General features: G+C 45.8%; 22 protein-coding genes. 11 read left to right on the forward strand and 11 right to left on the reverse strand.

Annotated features, from left to right (window positions below):
- Positions 1 to 40: 40 nt before the first annotated feature.
- From gyrB to dnaA, 6 genes are all read right to left on the reverse strand, one after another.
- Positions 41 to 1,951, reverse strand: a complete 1,911-nt coding sequence (gyrB, locus tag EPH95_RS11025) for a DNA topoisomerase (ATP-hydrolyzing) subunit B (protein ID WP_142089947.1) — start codon at positions 1,949 to 1,951, stop codon at positions 41 to 43.
- Between the two features lie 87 nt (positions 1,952 to 2,038).
- Positions 2,039 to 2,305 carry an extracellular matrix regulator RemB gene (remB, locus tag EPH95_RS11030; RefSeq protein ID WP_142089949.1) on the reverse strand — a complete coding sequence of 89 codons (267 nt, stop codon included), beginning with the start codon at positions 2,303 to 2,305 and terminating at the stop codon, positions 2,039 to 2,041.
- Between the two features lie 175 nt (positions 2,306 to 2,480).
- A complete protein-coding gene (recF, locus tag EPH95_RS11035) occupies positions 2,481 to 3,602 on the reverse strand; it encodes a DNA replication/repair protein RecF (protein ID WP_142091589.1) in 1,122 nt (373 codons plus the stop codon).
- A 23-nt stretch (positions 3,603 to 3,625) separates the two neighbouring features.
- A complete protein-coding gene (gene yaaA / locus EPH95_RS11040; RefSeq protein WP_142089951.1) occupies positions 3,626 to 3,844 on the reverse strand; it encodes a S4 domain-containing protein YaaA in 219 nt (72 codons plus the stop codon).
- Between the two features lie 151 nt (positions 3,845 to 3,995).
- Complete coding sequence (gene dnaN, locus EPH95_RS11045; RefSeq protein WP_142089953.1) at positions 3,996 to 5,135, reverse strand: DNA polymerase III subunit beta; 1,140 nt, start codon at positions 5,133 to 5,135, stop codon at positions 3,996 to 3,998.
- 201 nt (positions 5,136 to 5,336) lie between these two features.
- On the reverse strand, positions 5,337 to 6,713 hold the full coding sequence (gene dnaA / locus EPH95_RS11050) for a chromosomal replication initiator protein DnaA (protein ID WP_142089955.1): 1,377 nt from the start codon (positions 6,711 to 6,713) through the stop codon (positions 5,337 to 5,339).
- 555 nt (positions 6,714 to 7,268) lie between these two features.
- Here dnaA and rpmH point away from each other — a divergent pair.
- The 10 genes from rpmH to EPH95_RS11100 all read left to right on the forward strand — a co-directional run bounded on the left by rpmH (position 7,269) and on the right by EPH95_RS11100 (position 16,419).
- The gene (gene rpmH / locus EPH95_RS11055; protein WP_142089957.1) at positions 7,269 to 7,406 is read left to right on the forward strand and encodes a 50S ribosomal protein L34; all 138 of its coding nucleotides are present in this window, start codon (positions 7,269 to 7,271) and stop codon (positions 7,404 to 7,406) included.
- Positions 7,407 to 7,588: 182 nt separating this feature from the next.
- Complete coding sequence (rnpA, locus tag EPH95_RS11060; protein WP_142089960.1) at positions 7,589 to 7,930, forward strand: ribonuclease P protein component; 342 nt, start codon at positions 7,589 to 7,591, stop codon at positions 7,928 to 7,930.
- Between the two features lie 68 nt (positions 7,931 to 7,998).
- Positions 7,999 to 8,763, forward strand: coding sequence for a YidC family membrane integrase SpoIIIJ (gene spoIIIJ, locus EPH95_RS11065; RefSeq protein WP_142089962.1), 765 nt, complete (start codon positions 7,999 to 8,001; stop codon positions 8,761 to 8,763).
- A gap of 2 nt (positions 8,764 to 8,765) precedes the next feature.
- Positions 8,766 to 9,413, forward strand: coding sequence for an RNA-binding cell elongation regulator Jag/EloR (jag, locus tag EPH95_RS11070; protein WP_142089964.1), 648 nt, complete (start codon positions 8,766 to 8,768; stop codon positions 9,411 to 9,413).
- 143 nt (positions 9,414 to 9,556) lie between these two features.
- Complete coding sequence (gene mnmE, locus EPH95_RS11075; protein ID WP_142089967.1) at positions 9,557 to 10,933, forward strand: tRNA uridine-5-carboxymethylaminomethyl(34) synthesis GTPase MnmE; 1,377 nt, start codon at positions 9,557 to 9,559, stop codon at positions 10,931 to 10,933.
- Positions 10,934 to 10,982: 49 nt separating this feature from the next.
- Positions 10,983 to 12,881: a tRNA uridine-5-carboxymethylaminomethyl(34) synthesis enzyme MnmG gene (mnmG, locus tag EPH95_RS11080; RefSeq protein WP_142089969.1), complete on the forward strand. Its 1,899-nt coding sequence runs from the start codon at positions 10,983 to 10,985 to the stop codon at positions 12,879 to 12,881.
- 69 nt (positions 12,882 to 12,950) lie between these two features.
- Positions 12,951 to 13,694, forward strand: coding sequence for a 16S rRNA (guanine(527)-N(7))-methyltransferase RsmG (gene rsmG, locus EPH95_RS11085; RefSeq protein ID WP_405127456.1), 744 nt, complete (start codon positions 12,951 to 12,953; stop codon positions 13,692 to 13,694).
- A 116-nt stretch (positions 13,695 to 13,810) separates the two neighbouring features.
- Positions 13,811 to 14,683, forward strand: a complete 873-nt coding sequence (gene noc, locus EPH95_RS11090) for a nucleoid occlusion protein (RefSeq protein ID WP_227003879.1) — start codon at positions 13,811 to 13,813, stop codon at positions 14,681 to 14,683.
- A 127-nt stretch (positions 14,684 to 14,810) separates the two neighbouring features.
- On the forward strand, positions 14,811 to 15,572 hold the full coding sequence (locus EPH95_RS11095) for a ParA family protein (RefSeq protein ID WP_142089975.1): 762 nt from the start codon (positions 14,811 to 14,813) through the stop codon (positions 15,570 to 15,572).
- Positions 15,565 to 16,419, forward strand: a complete 855-nt coding sequence (locus EPH95_RS11100; protein ID WP_142089978.1) for a ParB/RepB/Spo0J family partition protein — start codon at positions 15,565 to 15,567, stop codon at positions 16,417 to 16,419. The genes EPH95_RS11095 and EPH95_RS11100 overlap by 8 nt, the downstream gene beginning before the upstream one ends.
- Positions 16,420 to 16,686: 267 nt before the next feature.
- On the opposite strand, the gene EPH95_RS11105 is transcribed toward EPH95_RS11100, so the two are convergent.
- The 4 genes from EPH95_RS11105 to fadH form a co-directional block, all read right to left on the reverse strand.
- Entirely contained in the window at positions 16,687 to 17,232 is a 546-nt protein-coding gene (locus EPH95_RS11105) for a transposase (RefSeq protein ID WP_227003880.1), read from the reverse strand.
- Positions 17,126 to 18,121, reverse strand: a complete 996-nt coding sequence (locus EPH95_RS11110) for an IS110 family transposase (protein WP_142088028.1) — start codon at positions 18,119 to 18,121, stop codon at positions 17,126 to 17,128. Before EPH95_RS11110 ends, EPH95_RS11105 begins: the two co-directional genes overlap by 107 nt.
- Before the next feature lie 545 nt (positions 18,122 to 18,666).
- On the reverse strand, positions 18,667 to 19,446 hold the full coding sequence (locus EPH95_RS11115; protein ID WP_142089980.1) for an enoyl-CoA hydratase/isomerase family protein: 780 nt from the start codon (positions 19,444 to 19,446) through the stop codon (positions 18,667 to 18,669).
- 81 nt (positions 19,447 to 19,527) lie between these two features.
- Positions 19,528 to 20,244, reverse strand: a complete 717-nt coding sequence (gene fadH, locus EPH95_RS11120; protein WP_264371940.1) for a 2,4-dienoyl-CoA reductase — start codon at positions 20,242 to 20,244, stop codon at positions 19,528 to 19,530.
- Positions 20,245 to 20,495: 251 nt separating this feature from the next.
- On the opposite strand from fadH, the gene EPH95_RS11125 reads away from it, so the two are divergent.
- On the forward strand, positions 20,496 to 21,200 hold the full coding sequence (locus EPH95_RS11125) for a DUF554 domain-containing protein (protein WP_142089985.1): 705 nt from the start codon (positions 20,496 to 20,498) through the stop codon (positions 21,198 to 21,200).
- Positions 21,201 to 21,219: 19 nt separating this feature from the next.
- On the opposite strand, the gene yyaC is transcribed toward EPH95_RS11125, so the two are convergent.
- Entirely contained in the window at positions 21,220 to 21,873 is a 654-nt protein-coding gene (gene yyaC, locus EPH95_RS11130) for a spore protease YyaC (RefSeq protein WP_142089987.1), read from the reverse strand.
- Between the last annotated feature and the right edge of the window lie 99 nt (positions 21,874 to 21,972).

Here is a 21,972-nt window from a genome sequence, read left to right on the forward strand (position 1 = left end):
TTCCAAGGTGAGAAAAGGGGTCCTTCTCTCACCTCCGGTATTAAACATCGAGGTTTTGCACGTATTCCGCATTCTCCTGGATAAATTCTCGTCGTGGCTCGACTCTGTCTCCCATGAGCGTATCGAAAATGCCATCCGCCATCATTGCATCTTCCAGCGTAACTTGCAGCAGTCTTCGCCCTTCCGGGTCCATGGTTGTTTCCCATAATTGATCGGCATTCATCTCGCCCAACCCTTTATACCGTTGAATATCCGGCACGGGCGTGTCCGGCCATTCATCCAAAAGCGGTTGTAACTCTTTTTCGTCTTGGATATAACGGACCTTTTTGTTTTGTTTAACTTGGTATAACGGAGGTTGGGCAATATATACATAGCCATTTTCAATCAGCGGACGCATAAAACGATAGAAAAACGTCAAAATAAGTGTTCGGATATGCGCCCCGTCCACGTCGGCATCCGTCATGATAATGATTTTGTGATAGCGCGCTTTCTCGATATTAAATTCATCGGCGATCCCCGTTCCTAGCGCGGTAATGATCGAGCGAATTTCATTGTTATTGAGAATCCTGTCCAGACGTGCTTTTTCGACGTTTAGGATTTTCCCGCGCAAGGGAAGAATAGCTTGAAAATAGCTGTCTCGGCCTGCTTTCGCTGAACCTCCCGCGGAGTCGCCTTCAACGATATACATTTCACTGATACTTGCGTCCCGCGTTGAACAATCCGCCAATTTACCGGGGAGAGAGCCAACTTCGAGTGCGCTTTTACGGCGGGTGAATTCACGGGCTTTCTTTGCCGCTTCCCGCGCTCTCGATGCGGTGATTCCTTTTTCCACCACTTTTCGGGCAGTATCCGGATTCTCGGCTAGAAAACGGGCGAAGTGATCGCTGAATTGTTGATCGGTGGCCGTTCGGGCACTGCTGTTTCCCAGTTTGGTTTTCGTCTGTCCTTCAAACTGCGGATCCGGGATTTTCACCGAAATTATGGCGGTTAAACCTTCTCGCACATCCTCGCCCACCAGGTTTGGATCATTGTCCTTAAACAATTGGTTCTGCCGTGCATAATGATTAATCACGCGGGTTAATCCGGTTTTAAATCCCGATTCATGTGTCCCGCCTTCATGCGTATTAATATTATTGGCAAAGGAATAGATATTGCTCGTAAAACTATTATTATACTGAACCGCGATTTCTACTTGGATGCCTGCTTGTTCGCTTTCGATATAGATCGGCGGTTCATGAAGCGGTTCCTTGGTCTGATTTAAATACTCAACAAAGGAGCGAATACCACCTTCATAGTAGTATTCGTTCGTTTCTGCCTCTTCGTCGCGTTTGTCTGTGAAGAGGACGTGGAGTCCTTTGTTCAAAAATGCCAACTCTCGCAAGCGTGTCATTAATGTGTCGGCTTCATATTCTCTCGTTTCGGTGAAAATCGTTCGATCCGGGGTGAAACGGATCCGTGTACCTGTTTTGTCCGTTTCTCCTGTGACCGAGAGTTCTTGCTGTGGGATCCCTTGCCGATAATCTTGATAGTGAACGTTTCCGTCTCGATGAATTTCAATTTCCATATGCTCGGAAAGGGCATTTACCACGGAAGCCCCTACGCCATGCAAGCCACCGGAGACTTTATAGCCGCCGCCGCCGAATTTTCCCCCGGCATGAAGAACGGTCATAATGACTTCCAATGTTGGCCTGCCTTCTTTTTCGTGCATGCCGACAGGGATGCCGCGGCCGTTATCTGTCACCGTGATACTGTTGTCTTTTTCAATCGAGATATGGATCTCGTCACAGAAGCCTGCCATCGCTTCATCAATGCTGTTATCTACGATTTCCCAAACGAGATGATGGAGTCCCCGCGCGTTTGTGGAACCGATATACATCCCCGGGCGCTTGCGAACAGCTTCCAAGCCCTTGAGTACCTGTATTTGACTTTCATCATACGAATGTTGTGCCATGGGCAATCTTCACCTTCGCTTCTAAGTTAGATGTTCTGTTCGTTTCAACACTAGAATCGGGGTACAACAGCCATCATTTCGTGCAGATCATGGTTCATCGTTGCCGTCATCAAGCATATTTTGCGAACGGCGTTTAAGCGTCGTGGAGGAAATGGGTGAATGATATAATTTCTCGCTGGTGACGACGAGCGATTTCGTTGAGTCGCCATCCGGCGCTATTTTCACGATCTCGTTCTCATTCAATGACGCGAGATATTGTTGTGTAACCGTCGATGATTCATGGACATCGTAATTTAAAATGGCGACGATATCTTTGGAACGGATGACTGTGTATCCACCAATGTGAACAAACAAAAAGACACCTCATTTGCCTAAATAAAATTTGAATCTATGAATATCTACCGAAGTGGAAGCGAAAAAAGAGGTGAAAAACACTTCACGTTTTTTCGTTCGGTGGGAAGCGCTCGTAACACCCCGATTCGTGCCATTAACCATCATAGGGGACGCCCGCTCTGATGGAAGTTTCACTTTATTCACTAGGGGAAATATTTCCATTGTGGACATGAAAGGTTTTCGCTTGTTTAAGCACTTCATGCTCAATTCCGCTAATGTTTGTCGTTGTTATAAATGTTTGCACTTTCCCCTGAATGGTATTTAATAAATGAGACTGTCGAAAATCATCCAGTTCCGAGAGGACATCATCCAATAATAAAACCGGGGGATCGGCGGTCTCTTTTTCGATTAATTCAATTTCTGCCAATTTCAATGACAGCGCGGCGGTCCTTTGTTGCCCTTGGGAACCATAGGTCTGTATGTCCCGGTCATTCACATAGATCGCGAGGTCTTCCCGATGAGGGCCAATGAGGGTTAATCCCCTGCGTATTTCTTGTTCTTTTTTTTCTTCAAAAGCATTCGCGTAGATATTCTCTATTGTCGACAAGTCTAGCTCTAATGATACATCGGCACTTGGAATATACGCGATTTGCAGTTCTTCCAGCTGTCGGCTAATAGACCAATGGGTGGGACCTGCCCATTTCTGCAGCTGATGGATAAAGGATAACCGGCGTTGAACCACCTGCGCGGCAGCTTTAATGAGTTGTTCGGTTAAAACTTCGTGCATGAGGGTGGATTCAGACGCCCGTTTTTGCGCATGTTCTTTTAACAGCTGATTTCGTTGTTTCAATATGCGGTGATACTGGGCTAAATGATAAAGATAGATGTTGCTGATTTGCCCGATTTCCATATCAATAAAGCGTCTGCGTTGTTTTGGTCCGCCTTTTACTAGGTTTAAATCTTCAGGGGCAAACATGACCACATTCAACGCACCGATAAATTCACTTATCCGTTGTTGTTCCAACCCGTTCAGTTTCGCGCGTTTGCCTTGCGTTGAAAATTGTATATCAAGGGAAAGCGAACTAACCCGTTTGTTTATTTCTCCTTGAACCCGGGCGTAATCTTTTCCCCAAGTAATAAGTTCCCGGTCACGATTGGTGCGGTGTGACTTCGCAAATGCTAACACATATAACGCTTCCATAAGGTTTGTTTTCCCTTGGGCATTTTCCCCTAAAAATAAGTTAACGGTGTTCTCAAAAGCGAGTGTCGTTGCTTCAAGATTTCGATAATCGCTGATCGAGAGATCGCGTACATACAACTTCATCGCTCCTTTTCGGGAAATTACGCTTCTTCAACGATGAAAGTTCCTGTATCTTCAACCTCGACGCGATCCCCGGGGTATAGTTTTCGCCCGCGTCGTACCTCATGTTCATCGTTCACATAGACGTTATATTCGGCCAAAATGATTTTAACCATTCCCCCTGTATCCGCAACACCTACTTCTTTTAATAGCTGTCCCAAGGCGATATAAGGAGTTTCTATTCGGATTTTCTCTTCCATCTGTTTTCACCACCCGGCGTTTATCTATAAACGCGCATGTGATTCCATCTTCTATTTTACTAAAAAAAACAATAAAAAGCCAGGGAACCTCTTATATCGTGAGGGAAAAAGAAAGAAGGAGCTCTGGAAATAGAGCGACCTTCGTTTTGCACTAAGATGTTCGAACCGGAGAGAATAAGTGAATCATTTGCTGGTGATCGAGGGGTTGAACCACAAAAGGACTCATCGTGCCGGTAAACATGAGTGAGATTATTTCACTGTCTATCGTTTTTAAAGCGTCTAAAATATTTTTCCCGTTAAATGCAATTTGTAATTCCGCGCCGTTTATCTCTTGTGCTTCGATGGATTCCTTTACTTTCCCTACTTCTGCGGAGATCGACATAATCTCTATTTCCGTTGTTCCGATGCTTTTGATGTGGACGACATTATTTTTTGCTTCTCTGGAAAGAAGCATGGCCCGTTCCAAAGATTGGTTCAATGCTTTTGTCGGCAAGGTGACGGTTGTTTTCCCTTCCGACGGGATCATGTTCGAAGTAAGGGGAAATTTCCCATCCAGTAATCGGGAAAAAAACAGTAAATGGTTCATTTTAAAGAGCACTTGTGTCTTCGTCACCACGATCGTGATCATATCTTCACTGTCATCCAAGATTCGACTAAGTTCCGTAAGGCTTTTTCCGGGAATGATCACGTTGTTGATTTCCAGTGTTTCATCAGTTTCCACGCCAACCGTTCTCATCGCAAGCCGGTGGCTGTCCGTTGCAGTAGCAGTGAGTTCCCGGTTTTTGATAGAAAAATGAACGCCGGTAAGTACAGGACGTGTTTCCTGCGTGGAAACGGCAAAAACCGTTTGGCGAATGATATCTTTTAACAAATGTTGAGGGAGTAAAATTACTTGTTCTTCCTCTAATTGAGGCAGTTTTGGATAATTATCCGGATCAAAACCGTTCAAATGGAAAACAACATTGCCGGAGGAGATTGTCGCTGCCATGTTTCCATCTTTTTCTAAAGTTAACGTTTCCCCGGGCATTTTCCGTACAATCTCGGAAAAATATTTCGCTTGTAATACCATTTCTCCTTCTTCATGAATGGTCATATACGTTTGTTCTTCATCGCTCTTTGGGATAAACGTTTCGATCGACACGTCTGAATCACTGCCAATGAGCGTAATTCCTTTAGTTTCCACTTTAATTTTAATCCCTGTCAATATCGGGATGGTTGTTCTTGATGAAACGGCTTTATTCGCATTTTGCACACCGGTGATGAATGCATGGGTATCAATTGAAAAATGCATGAGTCCCTCTCCTATCGTCATAAACAGAGGTTTATTTAATATGGGTCAACGCCCTTATTATTATTTATTAAAAAATGCGGTAGCAGTCGTAGGGGTTGTGCAGCATGTGAATAACATTGGTTTTGCTTGTCTTCGTGTGAGTTATCCACTGTGTATAAACTTGTGGGAAATTGTCTGGGTTGTTATGAGTTATCCACTTGTTTATTGTTTTACTTTGTTTGATATTTCATCGAGTTGATGTTGTAGTTGCTGATCATTGGATAGTAATTTGCTGATTTTATCGTGTGCATGAATAACCGTTGTGTGGTCTCTTCCTCCAAATTTTTCGCCTATCTTTGGCAATGAAGATTCGGTCATTTCCCTCGATAGGTACATGGCGACCTGTCTCGCGTGAGCGACGGCTTTCGTTCTTTTTTTTGCTGTAATCTCTTCCAGTTTTACTTGATAATACGCGGCAACATGCGCTTGAATATCTTCAATGCCGATGACCCTCGGTTTTGAACTTGGAATGATATCTTTTAATGCTTCAGCGGCAAGATCCGCATTCATGTCTTCGTTAATCAGGGAGGAATAGGCAACAACTCGAATGAGCGCTCCTTCCAATTCACGGATGTTTGTGTCGATTTGATTTGCAATATAGAGCATGACTTCATTTGGAATATCAAGCATTTCCGCTTTCGCTTTCTTGCGGAGAATCGCGATCCTTGTTTCCAGATCGGGAGGGGTAATATCCGTGATAAGTCCCCATTCAAAGCGAGATCGCAAACGGTCCTCAAGGGTTGGAATTTCTTTTGGCGGCCGGTCGCTTGAGATGACAATCTGCTTCGCATCTTCATGTAATGTATTAAATGTATGAAAAAATTCTTCTTGTGTTTGCTCTTTCCCGGCTAAAAATTGGATATCGTCAATTAAAAGGATATCTACGTTCCGGTATTTGTTGCGAAAATCTTCGCCGCGGTTATCCCGAATCGCATTGATAAACTCATTCGTGAATTTTTCAGAAGATAAATATACGACGCGTGATTCCGGGCTGTGTTCCATCACATAATGGCCGATGGCATGCATCAAATGCGTTTTTCCGAGTCCAACGCCTCCGTAGATAAAAAGCGGGTTATAAGCTCTTGCCGGCGCTTCGGATACTGCTAATGAAGCCGCGTGGGCAAAACGATTCCCGGAACCAATGACAAAGGTATTGAATGTGTATTTTCCATTCAGCATATTTCGAGGGATGTTTTCATGGTTATTGGGTCGTTTCGGTGTTTGCATCGATTCCTCTTTTTTGGCTGTTTGCCCCGACTCATCCGCTTTCTGCTCTTCTTCATTGTATTCGTCTGTTTGAAGAACAAATTTTACGGTATAAAGATTGCCGGTGATATCTTGCAGCGTACTGGCAATAATTTCGGCATATCGATCTTCCAACCAGTCTTTCGCGAATTCATTCGGGGCAGCCACAAGAAATGTGTCATTTTCCAGTTTTAGTGGTTCTGTTGACTTTAGCCAAGTTTCATAGCTTGGTTTGCTGACTTTGTTCTTTACCGTATTTAACGTTTGTGCCCAGAGTTCAGCTAATTCCTTCAATGTAGGAAGATCCCTCCTTTATCAAAATCAATCAAATGAAGCAGAGAGCAAGAAAGGCTTCCTACCTTAATATTTGAAGAGAAGGAAGCCAATCATGTTGTCATTTACAAATGTACACAACCGTGAACCGTTTGTTCATCGTATATTCGACAACTTATGCGCATTACTCACAATAGTTGTGGAAGACATATACAGATCGTGTGTAAAACTGTCCACACAATTATACACAAGCTGTGGATGGACAGATTACGTTAGCGACTTATCCTGCAAACATGTTAATCATATCAAAAATAACAAGGGGCATCAACGGGAACTGCGTTAGTTTTTCACATGCTATAAATCATACACAGTTTTCGTTATCCACATCGGTTAATATGTGGAAAGGTTGTCCATAAGAATGTCGAAAACATACGAATGCTGTCGAAATCTATCCACATGCTATCCATAGAAAAATTAGTGCCGAGTCGTCTTACAGCCTCTTGACATTTACATCTTTCGGTCTGTATACTTTTTTAGAATGCCTAACTAGGGTTAGTAAAAGGGAGGTGGCTTACGATGGCCAAAATGACATTCCAACCGAATAATCGTAAGCGTAAAAAAGATCACGGTTTTCGTGTTCGCATGAGTACCAAAAATGGACGTCAAGTACTCAAGCGTAGACGTAAAAAAGGAAGGAAAAACCTTTCTGCATAAGGCCACTGAAATGAAGTGGCCTTTTTTCTAGTACTGACAGACTAGAAGTAGGAAGTGGGAGACGGGGGCATCACGAAGATTCGTTCTCCTTCTCTGACTTCTTACCTTTAGTATGGCTGTTTTGGCTAAACGATCGAACCCTCCGTTTGTCAGAAAAAAGAAGTACATATGTAGGTGGCAAGATGAGAAAAACGTACCGAATCAAAAGTAATGAAGAATTCGCTAAAATTTTTAGCGAAGGTAAGACGACCGCGAACCGTCAATTCGTTCTTTATGTCGTGGACAAACCCGGACAAGTTCATTTTAGGTATGGGGTGACGGTGGGGCGGAAGGTGGGAAACGCGGTTACGCGAAACCGACTGAAACGATGGATGCGCGAAATGATAAGGGAACATCAAAATGCTGTTCAAGCGGACAAGGATTATATTATTATAGCCAGGAAGTCTTTATTGTCGATGGAATATCATGCGGCAAGCAAAAGTTTCAGCCATGTTTTTAAACGGGCAGGGCTATGGCGGAGTTAAACCCGTGAGCCGGCTGCCGGAAAAGATAAATAACGGATGTGGGATATCATCGAGGAGGATGGTGGAAGGTGCGTAAGAAAATAGGACTGGCAACCATGCTAGTCGCATTAACAGCGGTCATGGCCGGTTGTATGAATCTTGATGAGCCGATTACCGAAAACCCTGACGGAATATGGGATACGATTTTTGTTTTTCCTCTTTCCTGGTTGATCACGACGATTGCGGAAGCAACCGGTGAAAACTACGGGCTAGCTATTATTATTGTTACGATTATCATACGTTTTTTAATCTTGCCTTTAATGATTAAACAAACAAAAAGTACAAAAGCCATGCAGGAATTACAGCCGGAGCTGTTGAAATTAAGAGAGAAGTATAGTGCGAAAGATCAAAAGACCCAGCAGAAATTGCAAGAAGAGACGATGAAACTTTTCAGTGAGAACAGCGTGAATCCACTGGCAGGTTGTTTGCCTCTCTTTATACAGATGCCGATCTTAATCGCCTTTTTTCACGCGATTATGCGGACAGAAGAAATTTTTAATCACCAATTCCTATGGTTCCAGCTTGGAGAACCCGACTTTATTTTACCAATCATTGCCGCTGCAACAACGTTTTTCCAACAGAAAATGATGATGGTAAACGCAAATCCGCAGATGCAGATTCTGCTTTATATGATGCCGATCATGATCGGGATATTTGCTTTCTTTTTCCCTGCAGCACTCGCGTTGTACTGGGTCGTAGGTAACTTCTTTATGATTGCGCAAACGTATTTCATTACAGGTCCGGGTGCGCAAGCCAAAAAAGAGAAACGCACAAATCCGGGAGGAGCGGAATAATCTTGAAAACCATTTCGGTGACGGGAAAATCGGTTGAGGAAGCGTTGGACAATGGGCTTACAGAACTACAAGTCAGTCGTGAGCAAGTTGATTACGTGGAGATCCAGACACCGAAAAAAGGATTCTTGAACTTATTTAGTAAACCGGCCATTTTAGAGATTACGGTGAAGCCAGATCCTATAGCGGAAGCCGAAAAATTTCTCGCTGAAGTATTGCACGGCATGGATGTTGATTTGGACATTCATCCGACAGAAACGGAAGAGAAAAATCCGCGTTTGGAGATGAGCGGAGAGCATGTTGGCATTGTCATCGGCAAGCGCGGCCAAACTTTGGAATCTTTGCAGTATCTAACGAATTTGGTCGCCAATCGCTATTCCGAAAAGTATTTGCGTATAGAACTCGATGCCGAAGATTACCGCAAACGCAGAGAAAAAACGTTGGAACAACTCGCGTATCGCCTTGCGGAAAAAGCAAAACGAACGGGGCGCAAAGTAGTGTTGGAACCGATGCAGTCGAAAGAACGAAAAAAAATTCATCAAACCCTCCAAAACGATACCGCTGTTGCCACGATCTCAGACGGGAAGGAACCGCGCCGGCATATTGTGATTCAGCCAAAGGAAGAAGTATCTGAAAAACACCCTCATCCCTGACGTTGGCGATGGGGGTGTTTTCAATAAATGGGGCTGATGAGCCCATAGCAATAGAGCTGCTGTGTTTTTGATAGATTGGTTCATGGCTGCGTTTTATGTTATCCTACAGTGATGTGAAAAAGTGGCGGAAATGAGGTGATGAGATGGAGTTGGATACAATAGCGGCTATATCCACCCCACCGGGAGAAGGGGCGATTGCAATTATTCGAATCAGCGGGGACGACTCGGTTGCCATCGCTGAACGAATGTATCGCGGGAACCAAAACCTTCGGGATGTGGATTCCCACACGATTCATTACGGGCATTTGGTGCAGCCGGCCACGAATGAAACGGTGGAAGAAGTGATGGTTACGGTATTGCGTGCACCGAAAACGTTCACGAGAGATGATATCATCGAGATTAACGTACATGGTGGCGTCGTATCCGCCGATCGTGTCCTGCAACTCGTACTCACGGAAGGGGCTCGCCTTGCGGAGCCGGGGGAGTTCACCAAACGGGCTTTCCTTAACGGACGCATCGATTTGTCCCAAGCCGAGGGCGTCATGGACATGATTCGGGCGAAAACGGACCGGGCCATGAATGTGGCGATGAAACAAGTGGAAGGACGTCTTGCCCGGCAAATAAAAACGCTGCGCTCCGAATTGCTGGAGGCCATTGCCCACGTGGAAGTCAACATTGACTACCCGGAATACGATGCGGAATCAGTAACATTGAAGCGGTTGGAAAAACAAATTACAGCCGTACAAACAGAAATTGATCAACTTTTAGCGACTGCCCATCAAGGAAAAATACTGCGGGAAGGGCTCGCGACCGCGATAATCGGCCGCCCCAACGTCGGAAAATCCTCGCTGATGAACGCGCTCGTTCAAGATAACCGCGCAATCGTCACGGAGATTCCGGGGACGACTCGCGACGTCCTGGAGGAATACGTGAATGTGAAGGGAGTCCCACTTCGCCTCATCGATACCGCCGGAATACGGGAGACAGAGGATGTTGTAGAAAAAATTGGCGTGGAACGCTCCCGCCAAGCATTATCCGATGCGGAACTGATCGTACTCGTCTTAAACGCGAATGAAACCTTAACCGAAGAAGATAAAGCTCTTTTTGCCACGATTGAAGATTTTAATGCCATTGTGGTTTTAAATAAAACGGATCTAAAAAAAGAAATCGATGAATCAGAAGCGCGCGATCTGGTTGGGGACCGCCCCCTCGTCACAACCTCGCTCTTAAAAGAGGAAGGCATCGAAGATTTGGAAGCAGCCATTTCGCATTTGTTTTTTGATGAGGGTGTTGAGGGCACGGAAATCAATTATGTCTCAAACACCCGGCATATTGCGCTCCTCAATCAAGCCAAGGCAACGATCAACGAAGCGCTTGACGCGGCGCAGGCGGATATGCCCGTCGATATGGTGCAAATTGATGTGAAGAGGGCGTGGGAACACCTTGGCGAGATCGTCGGGGAGACGGCACCGGATCAGTTGATTGATCAGTTATTTTCACAATTTTGCTTGGGGAAATAAGGTAAATTCCCATATAAATACATTTATACTATATAAAGGAGGCCACTCAATGGCATTTCAAAATGGAGATTATGATGTCATTGTCATCGGCGCCGGCCATTCCGGAGTCGAAGCAGGGCTTGCATCTGCACGTATGGGAGCGTCTACGCTTATGCTCACGCTCAATCTCGATGCGGTCGCGTTTATGCCTTGCAACCCTTCGGTCGGAGGTCCGGCAAAAGGGATCGTCGTTCGCGAGATTGACGCTCTTGGCGGCGAGATGGCAAAAAACATTGATAAAACGCACATTCAAATGCGAATGTTGAACACAAGAAAAGGACCGGCTGTCCGTGCGCTGCGAGCGCAAGCGGATAAATTTCAATATCAGCAGGAAATGAAAAACACCTTGGAAAATGAAGAAAATTTAACACTTCGCCAAGGAGTGGTCGAGTCCTTGATTATTGAAGATGGGGTTTGCAAAGGCGTCATAACGAACACGGGCGCCTATTACCGGGCAGCATCAGTGATTGTTACGACTGGCACTTATTTGCGAGGGAAAATCATTCTCGGCGACCTTTCGTATGAGAGTGGGCCGAATAATATGCAACCGTCGGTGAAGTTGTCTGACCACTTGCATGAGCTCGGATTCGAAACGGTTCGATTTAAAACCGGCACACCACCGCGTGTCAACGGTAAATCGATTGATTACTCGCGAACGGAAATACAAGAAGGCGATGAACGCGTTCGTGCTTTTTCCTATGAAACGGTCGATTACATCACCGATCAATTACCCTGTTGGCTTACGTATACAAATAATGGGACACACAGCCTTATTAACGAGAACTTGGAACGTTCCCCCATGTATTCCGGCATGATTGAAGGAACAGGGCCTCGTTATTGTCCATCGATTGAAGACAAAGTCGTGCGTTTTCACGATAAATCCCAGCACCAAATTTTCCTTGAGCCGGAAGGCCGCGATACACAAGAAGTATATGTCCAAGGCCTTTCCACTTCGCTTCCGGAAGATGTGCAATATGAGATGTTAAAAACAGTTAAAGGTTTGGAAAACGCGCGTTTGATGCGTCCCGGTTATGCTATCGAGTATGATTCGATCGTTCCGCATCAACTATGGCCAACGCTTGAAACGAAGACAATCCCCGGTCTCTTCACGGCCGGTCAAATCAATGGTACGTCCGGTTATGAAGAAGCCGCCGCCCAAGGGATTATGGCAGGCATCAATGCCGCGAGAAAGGTACAAAATAAAGAGGGGATTATCCTTGATCGTTCCGACGCATATATCGGCGTCTTGATTGATGATCTCGTCACAAAAGGCACCGATGAACCTTACCGGTTATTGACGTCGAGAGCGGAATATCGTCTCCTTCTTCGCCACGATAACGCCGATTTGCGCCTGACACAGCTGGGATATGACATCGGGCTCGTTTCAGAGGAGCGCTACCGGAAATTTGAAACGAAAAATGCAGAAATCGCTGCTGAGCGCAAGCGGGTGGAGGGCACCATCATTAAACCGAATGATAAAGTCCAAGCCCTCCTTGAAAATAAAGATTCAGCTCCTTTGAAAGAAGCAGTATCAGGCGATCAGCTGTTAAAACGGCCGGAAATCCAGTATGCCGATGTGGAAGCTATTATACCGCCGGAACAAGAACTGGATGCTGATGTGAAAGAACAAGTGGAAATTCAGACCAAATACGAAGGCTATATCGCAAAACAGTGGGAACAAGTCGAACGAATGAAAAAAATGGAGAAAAAATGGATACCGGAATGGATCGATTATAGCGGGATTACCGGACTTGCCATGGAGGCAAGGCAAAAACTGGAAGAAGTCCGTCCGATCTCCGTCGGGCAAGCATCCCGAATCTCCGGTGTCAATCCGGCAGACATCTCCATCTTGCTCGTCTATATTGAGCAAGGAAGGCAAATGTCCCAAAAAGAGGCTGCGTCGTCATAATAGCTGCCGGTGAACAAACCGTCATGTTTCGGTTCATTGCCGAAGCATGACGGTTCCCCTACATACCCCATACTTGCAGGTAATGGAAAGGCGGTCGCGTTTGTGAAGGATTGGGAAAAATGGCTAAAAGAAATCGATCTATTTCTTGATGATGGGCAAAAGGAACAATTCCAACGCTATTATGACACGCTCATTACGTGGAATAAAAAAATGAATTTAACCGGAATCACCGGCGAAAAAGAAGTCTATGAAAAGCATTTTTATGATTCCTTGCTTGCCACCTGTTGTTACCCGTTTAAGGACGTCCATTCATTGATTGATATCGGGGGTGGGGCAGGTTTTCCGGGTGTGCCTTTAAAGATTTGTTTTCCCCATATCCAGCTTACCGTCATTGACGCAACGAAAAAGCGGATTCAGTTTCTTGAACATCTCGCGGATCAATTATCACTCGAGAATATAAACCTTTTACATATGCGCGCCGAAGACGCAGCCAGGGACGAACGTTACCGTGATTCCCATGATGTGTCCATCGCGAGGGCAGTGGCGAAGATGCCGGTATTGGCAGAACTTTGCCTGCCATTTGTTCGCAAAAATGGCGTTTGGATTGCTTTAAAAGGGAAAGCGGGTGACGAGGAGACAGAAATGGCAATGCCCGCGATCCGTGCACTTAACGGCGGGGAGGCAGACGAGCATTATTTTGAGCTTCCTACAGAAGCCAGTGACCGCCATATCTATGTGTTTGGCAAGCAAGGCAACACTCCTCGTTCTTATCCGCGCAAACCTGCGACGATCAAGAAAAAACCATTAGGTTAAAGTCGGGAAGTTGGAAATAGCGGTGGGTTACCTACCGGGATAAACGGTAGCGTGGACAAATCTATCAGTCATGATAAAATAAAACAAGAGAGTTCATGATCACGAGGGGGGAGACGGTGAAACAATCCATTCAACGTTTTTTCGGTTTAGGTGATGATGTCAAAAGCGAAGATGCAAACAAGAGTGAGGAAGTGGCTGATGAAAGCAGCAATGAGGAAGTTCGCTTATTAGCCGTAACAGATATTGTACCGAATCCGTTCCAACCCCGTACTGTTTTTTCAGAAGAAGCGATCGATGATTTGGCCCAGACCATTCAAACCCACGGCATGTTGCAACCGATTATCGTCCGTGAACGAGATGAACATTACGAATTGATTGCCGGGGAACGAAGATGGCGGGCGGCCAAAAAATTGGGCTGGCCTGAAATCCCTTCAATCGTTAAAGATTTTAATGATGCGCAGACCGCTTCTCTAGCACTCATTGAAAATTTACAACGGGAAGAATTAACGGTCATTGAAGAAGCAAGAGCATACGAACAGTTAATCAAATGGCATGATTTAACACAGGAAAGCTTGGCCCAGCGACTCGGCAAGGGACAGTCCACCATTGCCAATAAGCTAAGGTTGTTGTCCTTGCCGGAAGATGTGCAGACGGCACTTTTAAATAGAGATATCTCTGAACGCCATGCACGGGCGCTTATCCGGTTGAAAGAAGAAGAGTTGCAATTGCAGTTGTTACGTGCAATTATCGACCATTCCTTGAGTGTGAAAGAAGCAGAAGCTTATGCAGAAAAATGGCTCGAGGGAACAAAAGCGCCTAAGCAAAAGAAGCGCGCGAAGAAACAACATTATTCGAAAGACATGCGAATCGCCATGAACACGATTCGCCAATCGTTGGAAATGGTTGAAAAATCCGGGGTGGAAGTGGATCAACAAGAAGAAGAGCTTGAAGACTATTACCAGTTCACCATTCGCATTCCGAAAAAATAATCTATCATTCGATGAGATGATAGATTATTTTTTCTTGAAAACATGCTAAAATAATAGTTATACATTTTACATCCGCGGCGGCAGGGGAATTTGTTCGAGCAGCCCTGAAGGAAAGGTTGTGACCGCATTGGCGAAAGTAATCGCGATCGCGAATCAAAAAGGCGGCGTTGGAAAAACAACGAGTGCCGTCAATTTAAGCGCAAGTTTATCATACATTGGACATCGAGTGTTGCTCGTTGATATCGACCCACAAGGCAATGCCACGAGTGGAGCAGGCATTGAGAAGGGGGACGTGGATGCTTGTATTTATAATTTGCTTGCAGAGGATGTAGACGCCAAGGATATCATTTACCCTTCACCGGTGGAAAACCTGTCTGTGCTTCCGGCAACGATTCAGTTATCCGGGGCGGAAATTGAGCTTGTGCCGACTATTTCCCGGGAAATACGTTTGAAAAAAGGGTTAAGCCCCGTGCAAGATGAATATGACTACATCATCATTGACTGCCCGCCATCCCTCGGCCTATTGACCATTAATGCACTTACAGCGGCAGAGGCGATTTTGATCCCGGTTCAATGCGAATATTACGCATTGGAAGGATTAAGCCAGTTATTGAATACGATACGTCTCGTCCAAAAGCATCTTAATACGGAACTTCAAATCGAAGGTGTGTTATTAACGATGTTGGATGCACGTACCAATTTGGGAATGCAAGTGATTGAAGAAGTAAAAAAATATTTCAGGGAAAAAGTGTTCGGGACTATTGTTCCGAGAAACGTTCGGTTAGGGGAAGCGCCCAGCCATGGCATGCCCATCGTCTTGTATGCGCCAAAATCTCGTGGGGCGGATGTATATTTAGACCTTGCAAAGGAAGTGGTTGCAGGTGCCTAAAGGATTAGGAAGAGGTTTAAATGCTTTGTTTCCCGGCGAACTGGATACGAATGAAGATGCAGTTCATCATATCGCGTTAAAAGAATTGCGTGTCAATCCTTATCAGCCGAGGAAAGCATTTAATGAACAAGCGATCGACGATTTAAGTGCATCGATTCAACGGAACGGAATTTTACAGCCTTTGATTATCCGTCCAAGCATTAAGGGCTATGAGATCGTGGCCGGGGAGCGGCGATTCAGGGCAGCACAGAAGTGCGGATTGGAAACTATCCCGGCGATCGTTAGGGAATTCACTGATGATCGTATGATGGAAATTGCGTTGATTGAGAACTTGCAACGGGAAAATCTAAACCCTCTTGAGGAGTCCAGGGCATACGAGAAGCTTATGGATCATTTCGGCATCACGCAGGAAGAATTAGCAAAACAACTTGGCAAAAGCCGTCCCCATATCGCCAATCATTTGCGATTGCTGCAATTGCCGGAAGACATTCAAAAAACGATTGGTGACGGACAAATGTCGATGGGGCATGGACGCGCATTGCTCGGTCTCAAGCATGCAGCAGAAATGCCAAATGCAGTCAAAACCGTTAAAGAACAACAACTCAATGTCCGCCAAACGGAAGAACTAGTCCAGCGTCTCAATGATCGAGGGTCCGGAAATAAAAAGAAAAAAGAAAAACAAGAACCTTCCGCGTTTATTCGTGAGCAAGAAGATACCTTACAAACGTATTTCGGCACATCCGTTAACATAAAAAAGGGAAAGAAACGAGGAAAAATTGAAATCGAATTTTTATCGGACGAAGATTTGACGCGCATATTGGAACTGCTCGGACAGGATAAGCACTAAGTCGAAGTTTGTAAGAACATTCGGTGGGGCTGTATAGTTCATATTCATTGATCATAAGACTGCGGTAAAAGTCAAGTAATTTTTTAAAAGAATTTACCGAGTCAATTGAAGGAGTGATGCCATGTCAGCGAATTTTGGGTATACCTAACAAGCCTTCATTTTGTTATTGGAAAACAAAGGTAGTAAAGGCTATAAAAGGAACGATTGTCAGTTCACATGCGCTTGACTTCAATGCTGAAACTGTTTAGATTGAAGGCAAGTGAAGAGTTACGTGTTGACTGCGTATTGTTCCGGTGGGCTTTTGGACCCATTGAGTTCTTTTTGTCGCGATGACGACCTTGCAGCAGCCGTGCTCTTCACTTTTTTGTGTTCAGAGCTTTCAGAGCTATTGGGTTGCTGCGTAACAGGTGTTTCACCGACGACGGACTCATCAGGAGCCTCCGTTGACTCTTTCACCTCCTGCTTTTGCTCGGTGCGCTCCTCAGGGGCCATGTAAAGTTGATTATTTGAGAGCATGGCATATACGAGACGCACGAGCTTACGGGCTGTGAGCGACAGCGCTCGTTTGTGTGAATGGCGAGGGGCTTCACTGAACTTCCGCTGGTAATAGGCGCGATATTCCTCGTTATGGTTGACGAGGGATTGAGCGGCTATTAAAAAACCGTGTCTCAGGTAGCTGTTGCCTGATTTGGTCATAAATGTTTCTTCAGCACGGAAGTTGCCGGACGCTTGTTTCCTCCATGTCAGGCCGGCATATTTGGCTAGCTGAGCTTGACCGGGGAATCGGTGCACATCTCCGATCTCGGCGATCAATAAAGCAGCCGTGACAGATCCAATGCCGGGAATCGAAAGGATGCTGGATTCCCTTCATGATCTTCTCAATCCGTTTTTTCAGGCGCTTGATGTGCTTTTCAAGCAACTCGAGTTGTTGCAGCGTTTGCTTGACCAATAGGTGAACGGAATCCACTAACCCATCCGGGATAGTAAAGGAATCCTGGGCTAACTGATGAAGCTGCCTGGCCTTCTCTTCCGGATCACGAAAGGAATTGCGGCTAAAGTCTACCAGCAGTTCACGAAGCTCATCGGTTGTAAGATCAGCCATGGCATCTGCTGATTTGTATTTTTTCATCAGCTTGGTTGCCGTCACGCTGAAGCGATCAGAGAACGGCTGGGTTCTGACCCATTCACTGAAGGTGAGATACAGGAAGGATCCTGCATAATTCTTCAGGTTGGTCTGTTGCTCGGTCAGGTGAATATAAAACCGTGTGAGTCGTTGGAGGGCCAGATATTGTTCACTATGAACGTGTTGGGGAGCGATCCCCCGTCCAAACCGAACCCGATCCGCAATAATGAATGCATCCACGGGATCGGTTTTATCCACATCGGGATAAGCGCCGCGGAAGGCCTCCACGATCTTTGGGTTCATGGAAATGAGCCGGGTTTCCCACTGTTTGATTCGCTCATTTTCTTGAAGCGTGTGAAATAGAGGGAACCAATACAGACCGGTCGCTTCCATGCCAATAGAGAGGGCGGGGGAGCCTTGTTGCTCCAACAGTTCATCGAGATGGTCAACCAATTGGTCAGCACCTGTCTGATTGTTGGGGTAGCGTTTGGGTTTTCCCACCGCTTTCCCATCTTGATCCATGGCATAAAATTGGAAGGTCTTGAGTCCAATATCAATGCCACAAAAAAGCTGGTTCAAGTGAATCACCACCTAAAAGAAATTTATGATTGCAAGATATAGGAGTTCCCAGAGCCTCAACCGGATCAACAACCTCGCTGATACTAGAACTCAAAGGAACAAACTGCGCGTTAGAAGTACCGGAAGAGGAGGGGGCGCACTCTTAAGGAGAAGTCACATGCAAAATGTGCAACAAGGAGGCGTCGCACTTCCCCTATATCCAACCGATATTATCAAGAAACTCCTTAGATCCTGCAATCCTTTTGAATCGCTCTACCCTTTTATCCCTTGAAGGATGATAGCTGCATCGTCCATTCCGTCAAGGGTAAAGGCTACGCCCGCGCTATCGCGCGCCCTTGACTGCATTCCCGCTGCAGCTGTTCAGTAGTTAAGGGATAAAAGGGAGAAAAAAGAGTAGGAAATTGAGTAACGAACAATTTCTGATTCAGTTTTCAAAGAGCAATAAAGCTTGATATCCCAAGGGTTATGCCCTTGTTAATCAACTGTATTTATTTTAGTACGAGCGAGGCTTAAAAGCCTCGCTTTTTCATACATCTTATCTTTCTTTATTTTCCCTGAAACTCCGGTTTTCGCTTTTGTAGAAATGCTTGGACGCCTTCTTCGAGATCTTTCGTGGCAAAACAGCGCTTAATATATGCGTATTCTTGTTTTAATAACTTGGTAAGGTCGGCGTCTGCGTCTGCCGTCAGGAGACGTTTGGAAAAGGTTAGAGCGATGGGCGGTCCGGCAGCAATGTCTTGGGCAAAAGCCATCACCCGCTCATGAAATTCTTCCTCGGCAAACACATCGTTGACCAAACCTATGTGTTCTGCTTCCTCTGCTTCAATATTATGGCCCGTAAAGATCATTTGCGCGGCTTGGGCCTGACCGACTAAACGGGGCAAAAAATAACTCATACCTGCGTCTGGACTAAGGCCGCGCCGAATATAACCGGTTGTCACCCTTGCATTTCCCGACATAAATCGAAGATCGCATGCGAGCGCGAGGGATAGCCCTGCGCCGGCTGCTGTGCCGTTTATAGCGGCAATAACCGGCTTGTCACAATTGACAATCGCAAGCGCTTGCCTTCCAACCCACCCTAATTCATCCAATTGCTCGTGGCGGGTGCCAAACATATTTGGCATTTCTGAAAGATCAAGACCGGAACAAAATGCGCGGCCCTCCCCGGTGATTACGATGACACGCACGTCATCATCAGACGAGGCGTCTGCAATAGCCTGTTGGATGCCGGAACTGATCTCATCATTGATGGCGTTCATCCGTTCGGGGCGGTTCAGTTTTATCGTGCGTATGCCTTCTTCGGTATTGATTTGCAAGGCTTCCATAATGTCCCTCCTGTTTTATATGGTATCGATGTATCTCCCGCCTGGCTTTGACTTCCGGCCTCTGATTTCTGTCTTCCGGAATCACATAAATCTGCTGCTGCCCGCCATCCATTGTCCGCCGTCGACGGTCATGCAATCACCGTTGACAAACCGTGACTGGCGGGAGACGAGAAATTCAGCGGCATCAGCGATATCTTCAAGCGTTCCGATTTCCCCGAGGGGGTTCATTTTTTTGACTTGTTTCACTGATTCATCCGAAGCTAGCAGCTTTTCCACGCCGCCGGTATTCTCTATTGGGCCGGGGGCTATCGCGTTTACACGAATGCCGTATTTCCCCCATTCCAACGCTAAAGATTTGGTTAACGCCAAAATCCCGCCTTTGGCAGCCGCGGAATGAACCACCCCCGGTGAACCGGTCCAGGCGTATGTAGCGATCATGTTTAACATCGTGCCGCCTGTTTTCTGATCAATCATTTCCTTCCCCACGAGTTGTGAGCAATTCCATGTTCCGTTTAAACAAATGTCAATGACTGCCTTCCAACCATTCGGAGATAAACTTTCTGCCTGAGTCACAAAATTTCCGGCAGCATTATTCACAAGAATATCAATGTGTCCGAACGTATCCTTGGTTTGATCGACGGTCCGTTGGACATCATCACGATCACGAACATCCATCTGCACAGTTAAGACGTCAGCGTTCGTTGTCGATTGAATGTCCTTTTTCGCGTTTGCCAGACGCTCTTCATTTCTTCCGGTGATGACAACATTGGCGCCTTTCGAAGCAAAGCGTTCTGCCATCGCCTTGCCCATTCCATTGCTTCCCCCGTTATAATGGCGGTTTTTCCTTCGGGCATCGTTATCGCTCCTTTTTCCTGAAATTTCAATTAAATGTAAAAATGAATAGGTATTCATTTTCTGCATTATAACATAAAAATACAGAGTAGCGATGAACATAAAGTGATATAATTTTGCATTGCACATTTTTATGCTGTAACTGTTACGATAACAAGGATAGGACATGTAAGTGAAAAGAAGGAGATCGAACGACGATGGTTTTACTCGGGACATTGGTAAATGGCATGGCTATCATACTTGGGGCATTGCTGGGCTTAATCTTTACACGCATTCCGGAAAACGTGAAAACAACGGTCATGCAAGCAATTGCGTTGGCGGTTATTTTGTTGGGGATCGGTATGGGACTGGAAAGTGATCAATTTTTGATTACGATCGGCAGCCTTGTTCTCGGTGGGCTCCTTGGGGAGTGGGGCAAGATTGAGGCGCGTTTAAACGCATTTGGCTATTGGATGGAAAAAAAGGCGGGAAACAACGGGGGTGAAGGGTTATTCGCGAAGGGTTTCGTCACGGCCTCTCTTGTCTATGTGGTCGGTGCAATGGCTGTTTTGGGGGCGTTGGATAGCGGACTTAGATTGGATCATAGCTTGCTTTACACGAAGGCGATGCTTGATGGGTTTTCCGCTATTTTTTTTGCTTCCATGATGGGGATTGGCGTCCTGTTTTCCGTTGTGCCGGTTGTCCTTTATCAAGGTGCCATTGCTTTGCTGGCCGGGCAAATTAATCGTGTCGTTCCTGATCCTCTATTGGAAATGTTTATAACGGAAATGACGGCTGCCGGCGGAGTCATGATTGTCGCCATCGGTTTGCGTCTGCTCGGTATCGTCGATGTGAAAGTAGCAAACCTGCTGCCGGCTATTCCCGTTGTATTTATCATTACAGCATTGCTGTATTTCTTTTAATTCGGTGCATTTGTCCGCCTCATTCTTTGGAAGGGGCGGACATTTCATGTGCGGATGGTTGAAACGTATGGCTGCGTCTTGTCGTTCTGTGAGAGGCGGGTCGGCTTAGACGTCGATCTGCACGCAATAGAGCATCCGAGGTCCGGTCTGCCATTTTCATCACAAGGTTTAAACGTGTATTTTGCAACACAAAGTATTCCATCATTCCGCCAACGTTTACGGTTGCTGTTATGTGGATGTTCCCAATATCTGGGAGGGTCTTCTTTACCGCGCTTCCGGGCTGAATCGGTCCGGAAGCAAATGTAATGTTCCCGACGTTCTGGGCTTTTCCCATGCTTGCATCAATCGCGATGAGAAACGGGTGCTGATAATTGGCAAGGATGTGGTTCATGGTTTCCTGCAAATTTAAGGCATGCACGGGTTGTTGAAGGGTACCGTACACATGGAATGACCTGGGACTGTTTTCAGCTAACATCGTGCCGGTTAATGGTCCGAATGCATCTCCCGTTGACCGATCGGTGCCGATACAAACGATCACCATGTCCCTGTGCAAAGGTAAAAATTTAATTTTTTCAAAAAATAAGCGCGAAAGCGGTTCTTCCATGGCAATGTCGTCCACGTGGAATGGATGGGAAAACGGCTGATCGATGGAAAAAGATCTTTTGTAAGACATACCCAGCTCTCCTTTTTCATACTAGTCCCAGTATAAGGGAAAGTTTGCCGTTCTATACGTCCCGAATCAGGGCAATGCTTCTTAGGCAAAAAAATGAAC

This window comes from Salicibibacter halophilus (genome assembly GCF_006740705.1).
In the GTDB taxonomy this organism is placed as follows: Bacteria; Bacillota; Bacilli; order Bacillales; family Marinococcaceae; genus Salicibibacter; species Salicibibacter halophilus.

What these genes read in the sequence shown, in the direction of transcription:
- yyaC (WP_142089987.1), bottom strand. Translation starts at nt 21,873, where the DNA reads ATGTCTTACAAAAGATCTTTTTCCATCGATCAGCCGTTTTCCCATCCA.
- fadH (WP_264371940.1), bottom strand. Translation starts at nt 20,244, where the DNA reads ATGGCAGAACGCTTTGCTTCGAAAGGCGCCAATGTTGTCATCACCGGA.
- rpmH (WP_142089957.1), top strand. Translation starts at nt 7,269, where the DNA reads ATGGCCAAAATGACATTCCAACCGAATAATCGTAAGCGTAAAAAAGAT.
- mnmE (WP_142089967.1), top strand. Translation starts at nt 9,557, where the DNA reads ATGGAGTTGGATACAATAGCGGCTATATCCACCCCACCGGGAGAAGGG.
- dnaN (WP_142089953.1), bottom strand. Translation starts at nt 5,135, where the DNA reads ATGCATTTTTCAATTGATACCCATGCATTCATCACCGGTGTGCAAAAT.
- EPH95_RS11125 (WP_142089985.1), top strand. Translation starts at nt 20,496, where the DNA reads ATGGTTTTACTCGGGACATTGGTAAATGGCATGGCTATCATACTTGGG.
- EPH95_RS11115 (WP_142089980.1), bottom strand. Translation starts at nt 19,446, where the DNA reads ATGGAAGCCTTGCAAATCAATACCGAAGAAGGCATACGCACGATAAAA.
- rnpA (WP_142089960.1), top strand. Translation starts at nt 7,589, where the DNA reads ATGAGAAAAACGTACCGAATCAAAAGTAATGAAGAATTCGCTAAAATT.
- gyrB (WP_142089947.1), bottom strand. Translation starts at nt 1,951, where the DNA reads ATGGCACAACATTCGTATGATGAAAGTCAAATACAGGTACTCAAGGGC.
- mnmG (WP_142089969.1), top strand. Translation starts at nt 10,983, where the DNA reads ATGGCATTTCAAAATGGAGATTATGATGTCATTGTCATCGGCGCCGGC.
- yaaA (WP_142089951.1), bottom strand. Translation starts at nt 3,844, where the DNA reads ATGGAAGAGAAAATCCGAATAGAAACTCCTTATATCGCCTTGGGACAG.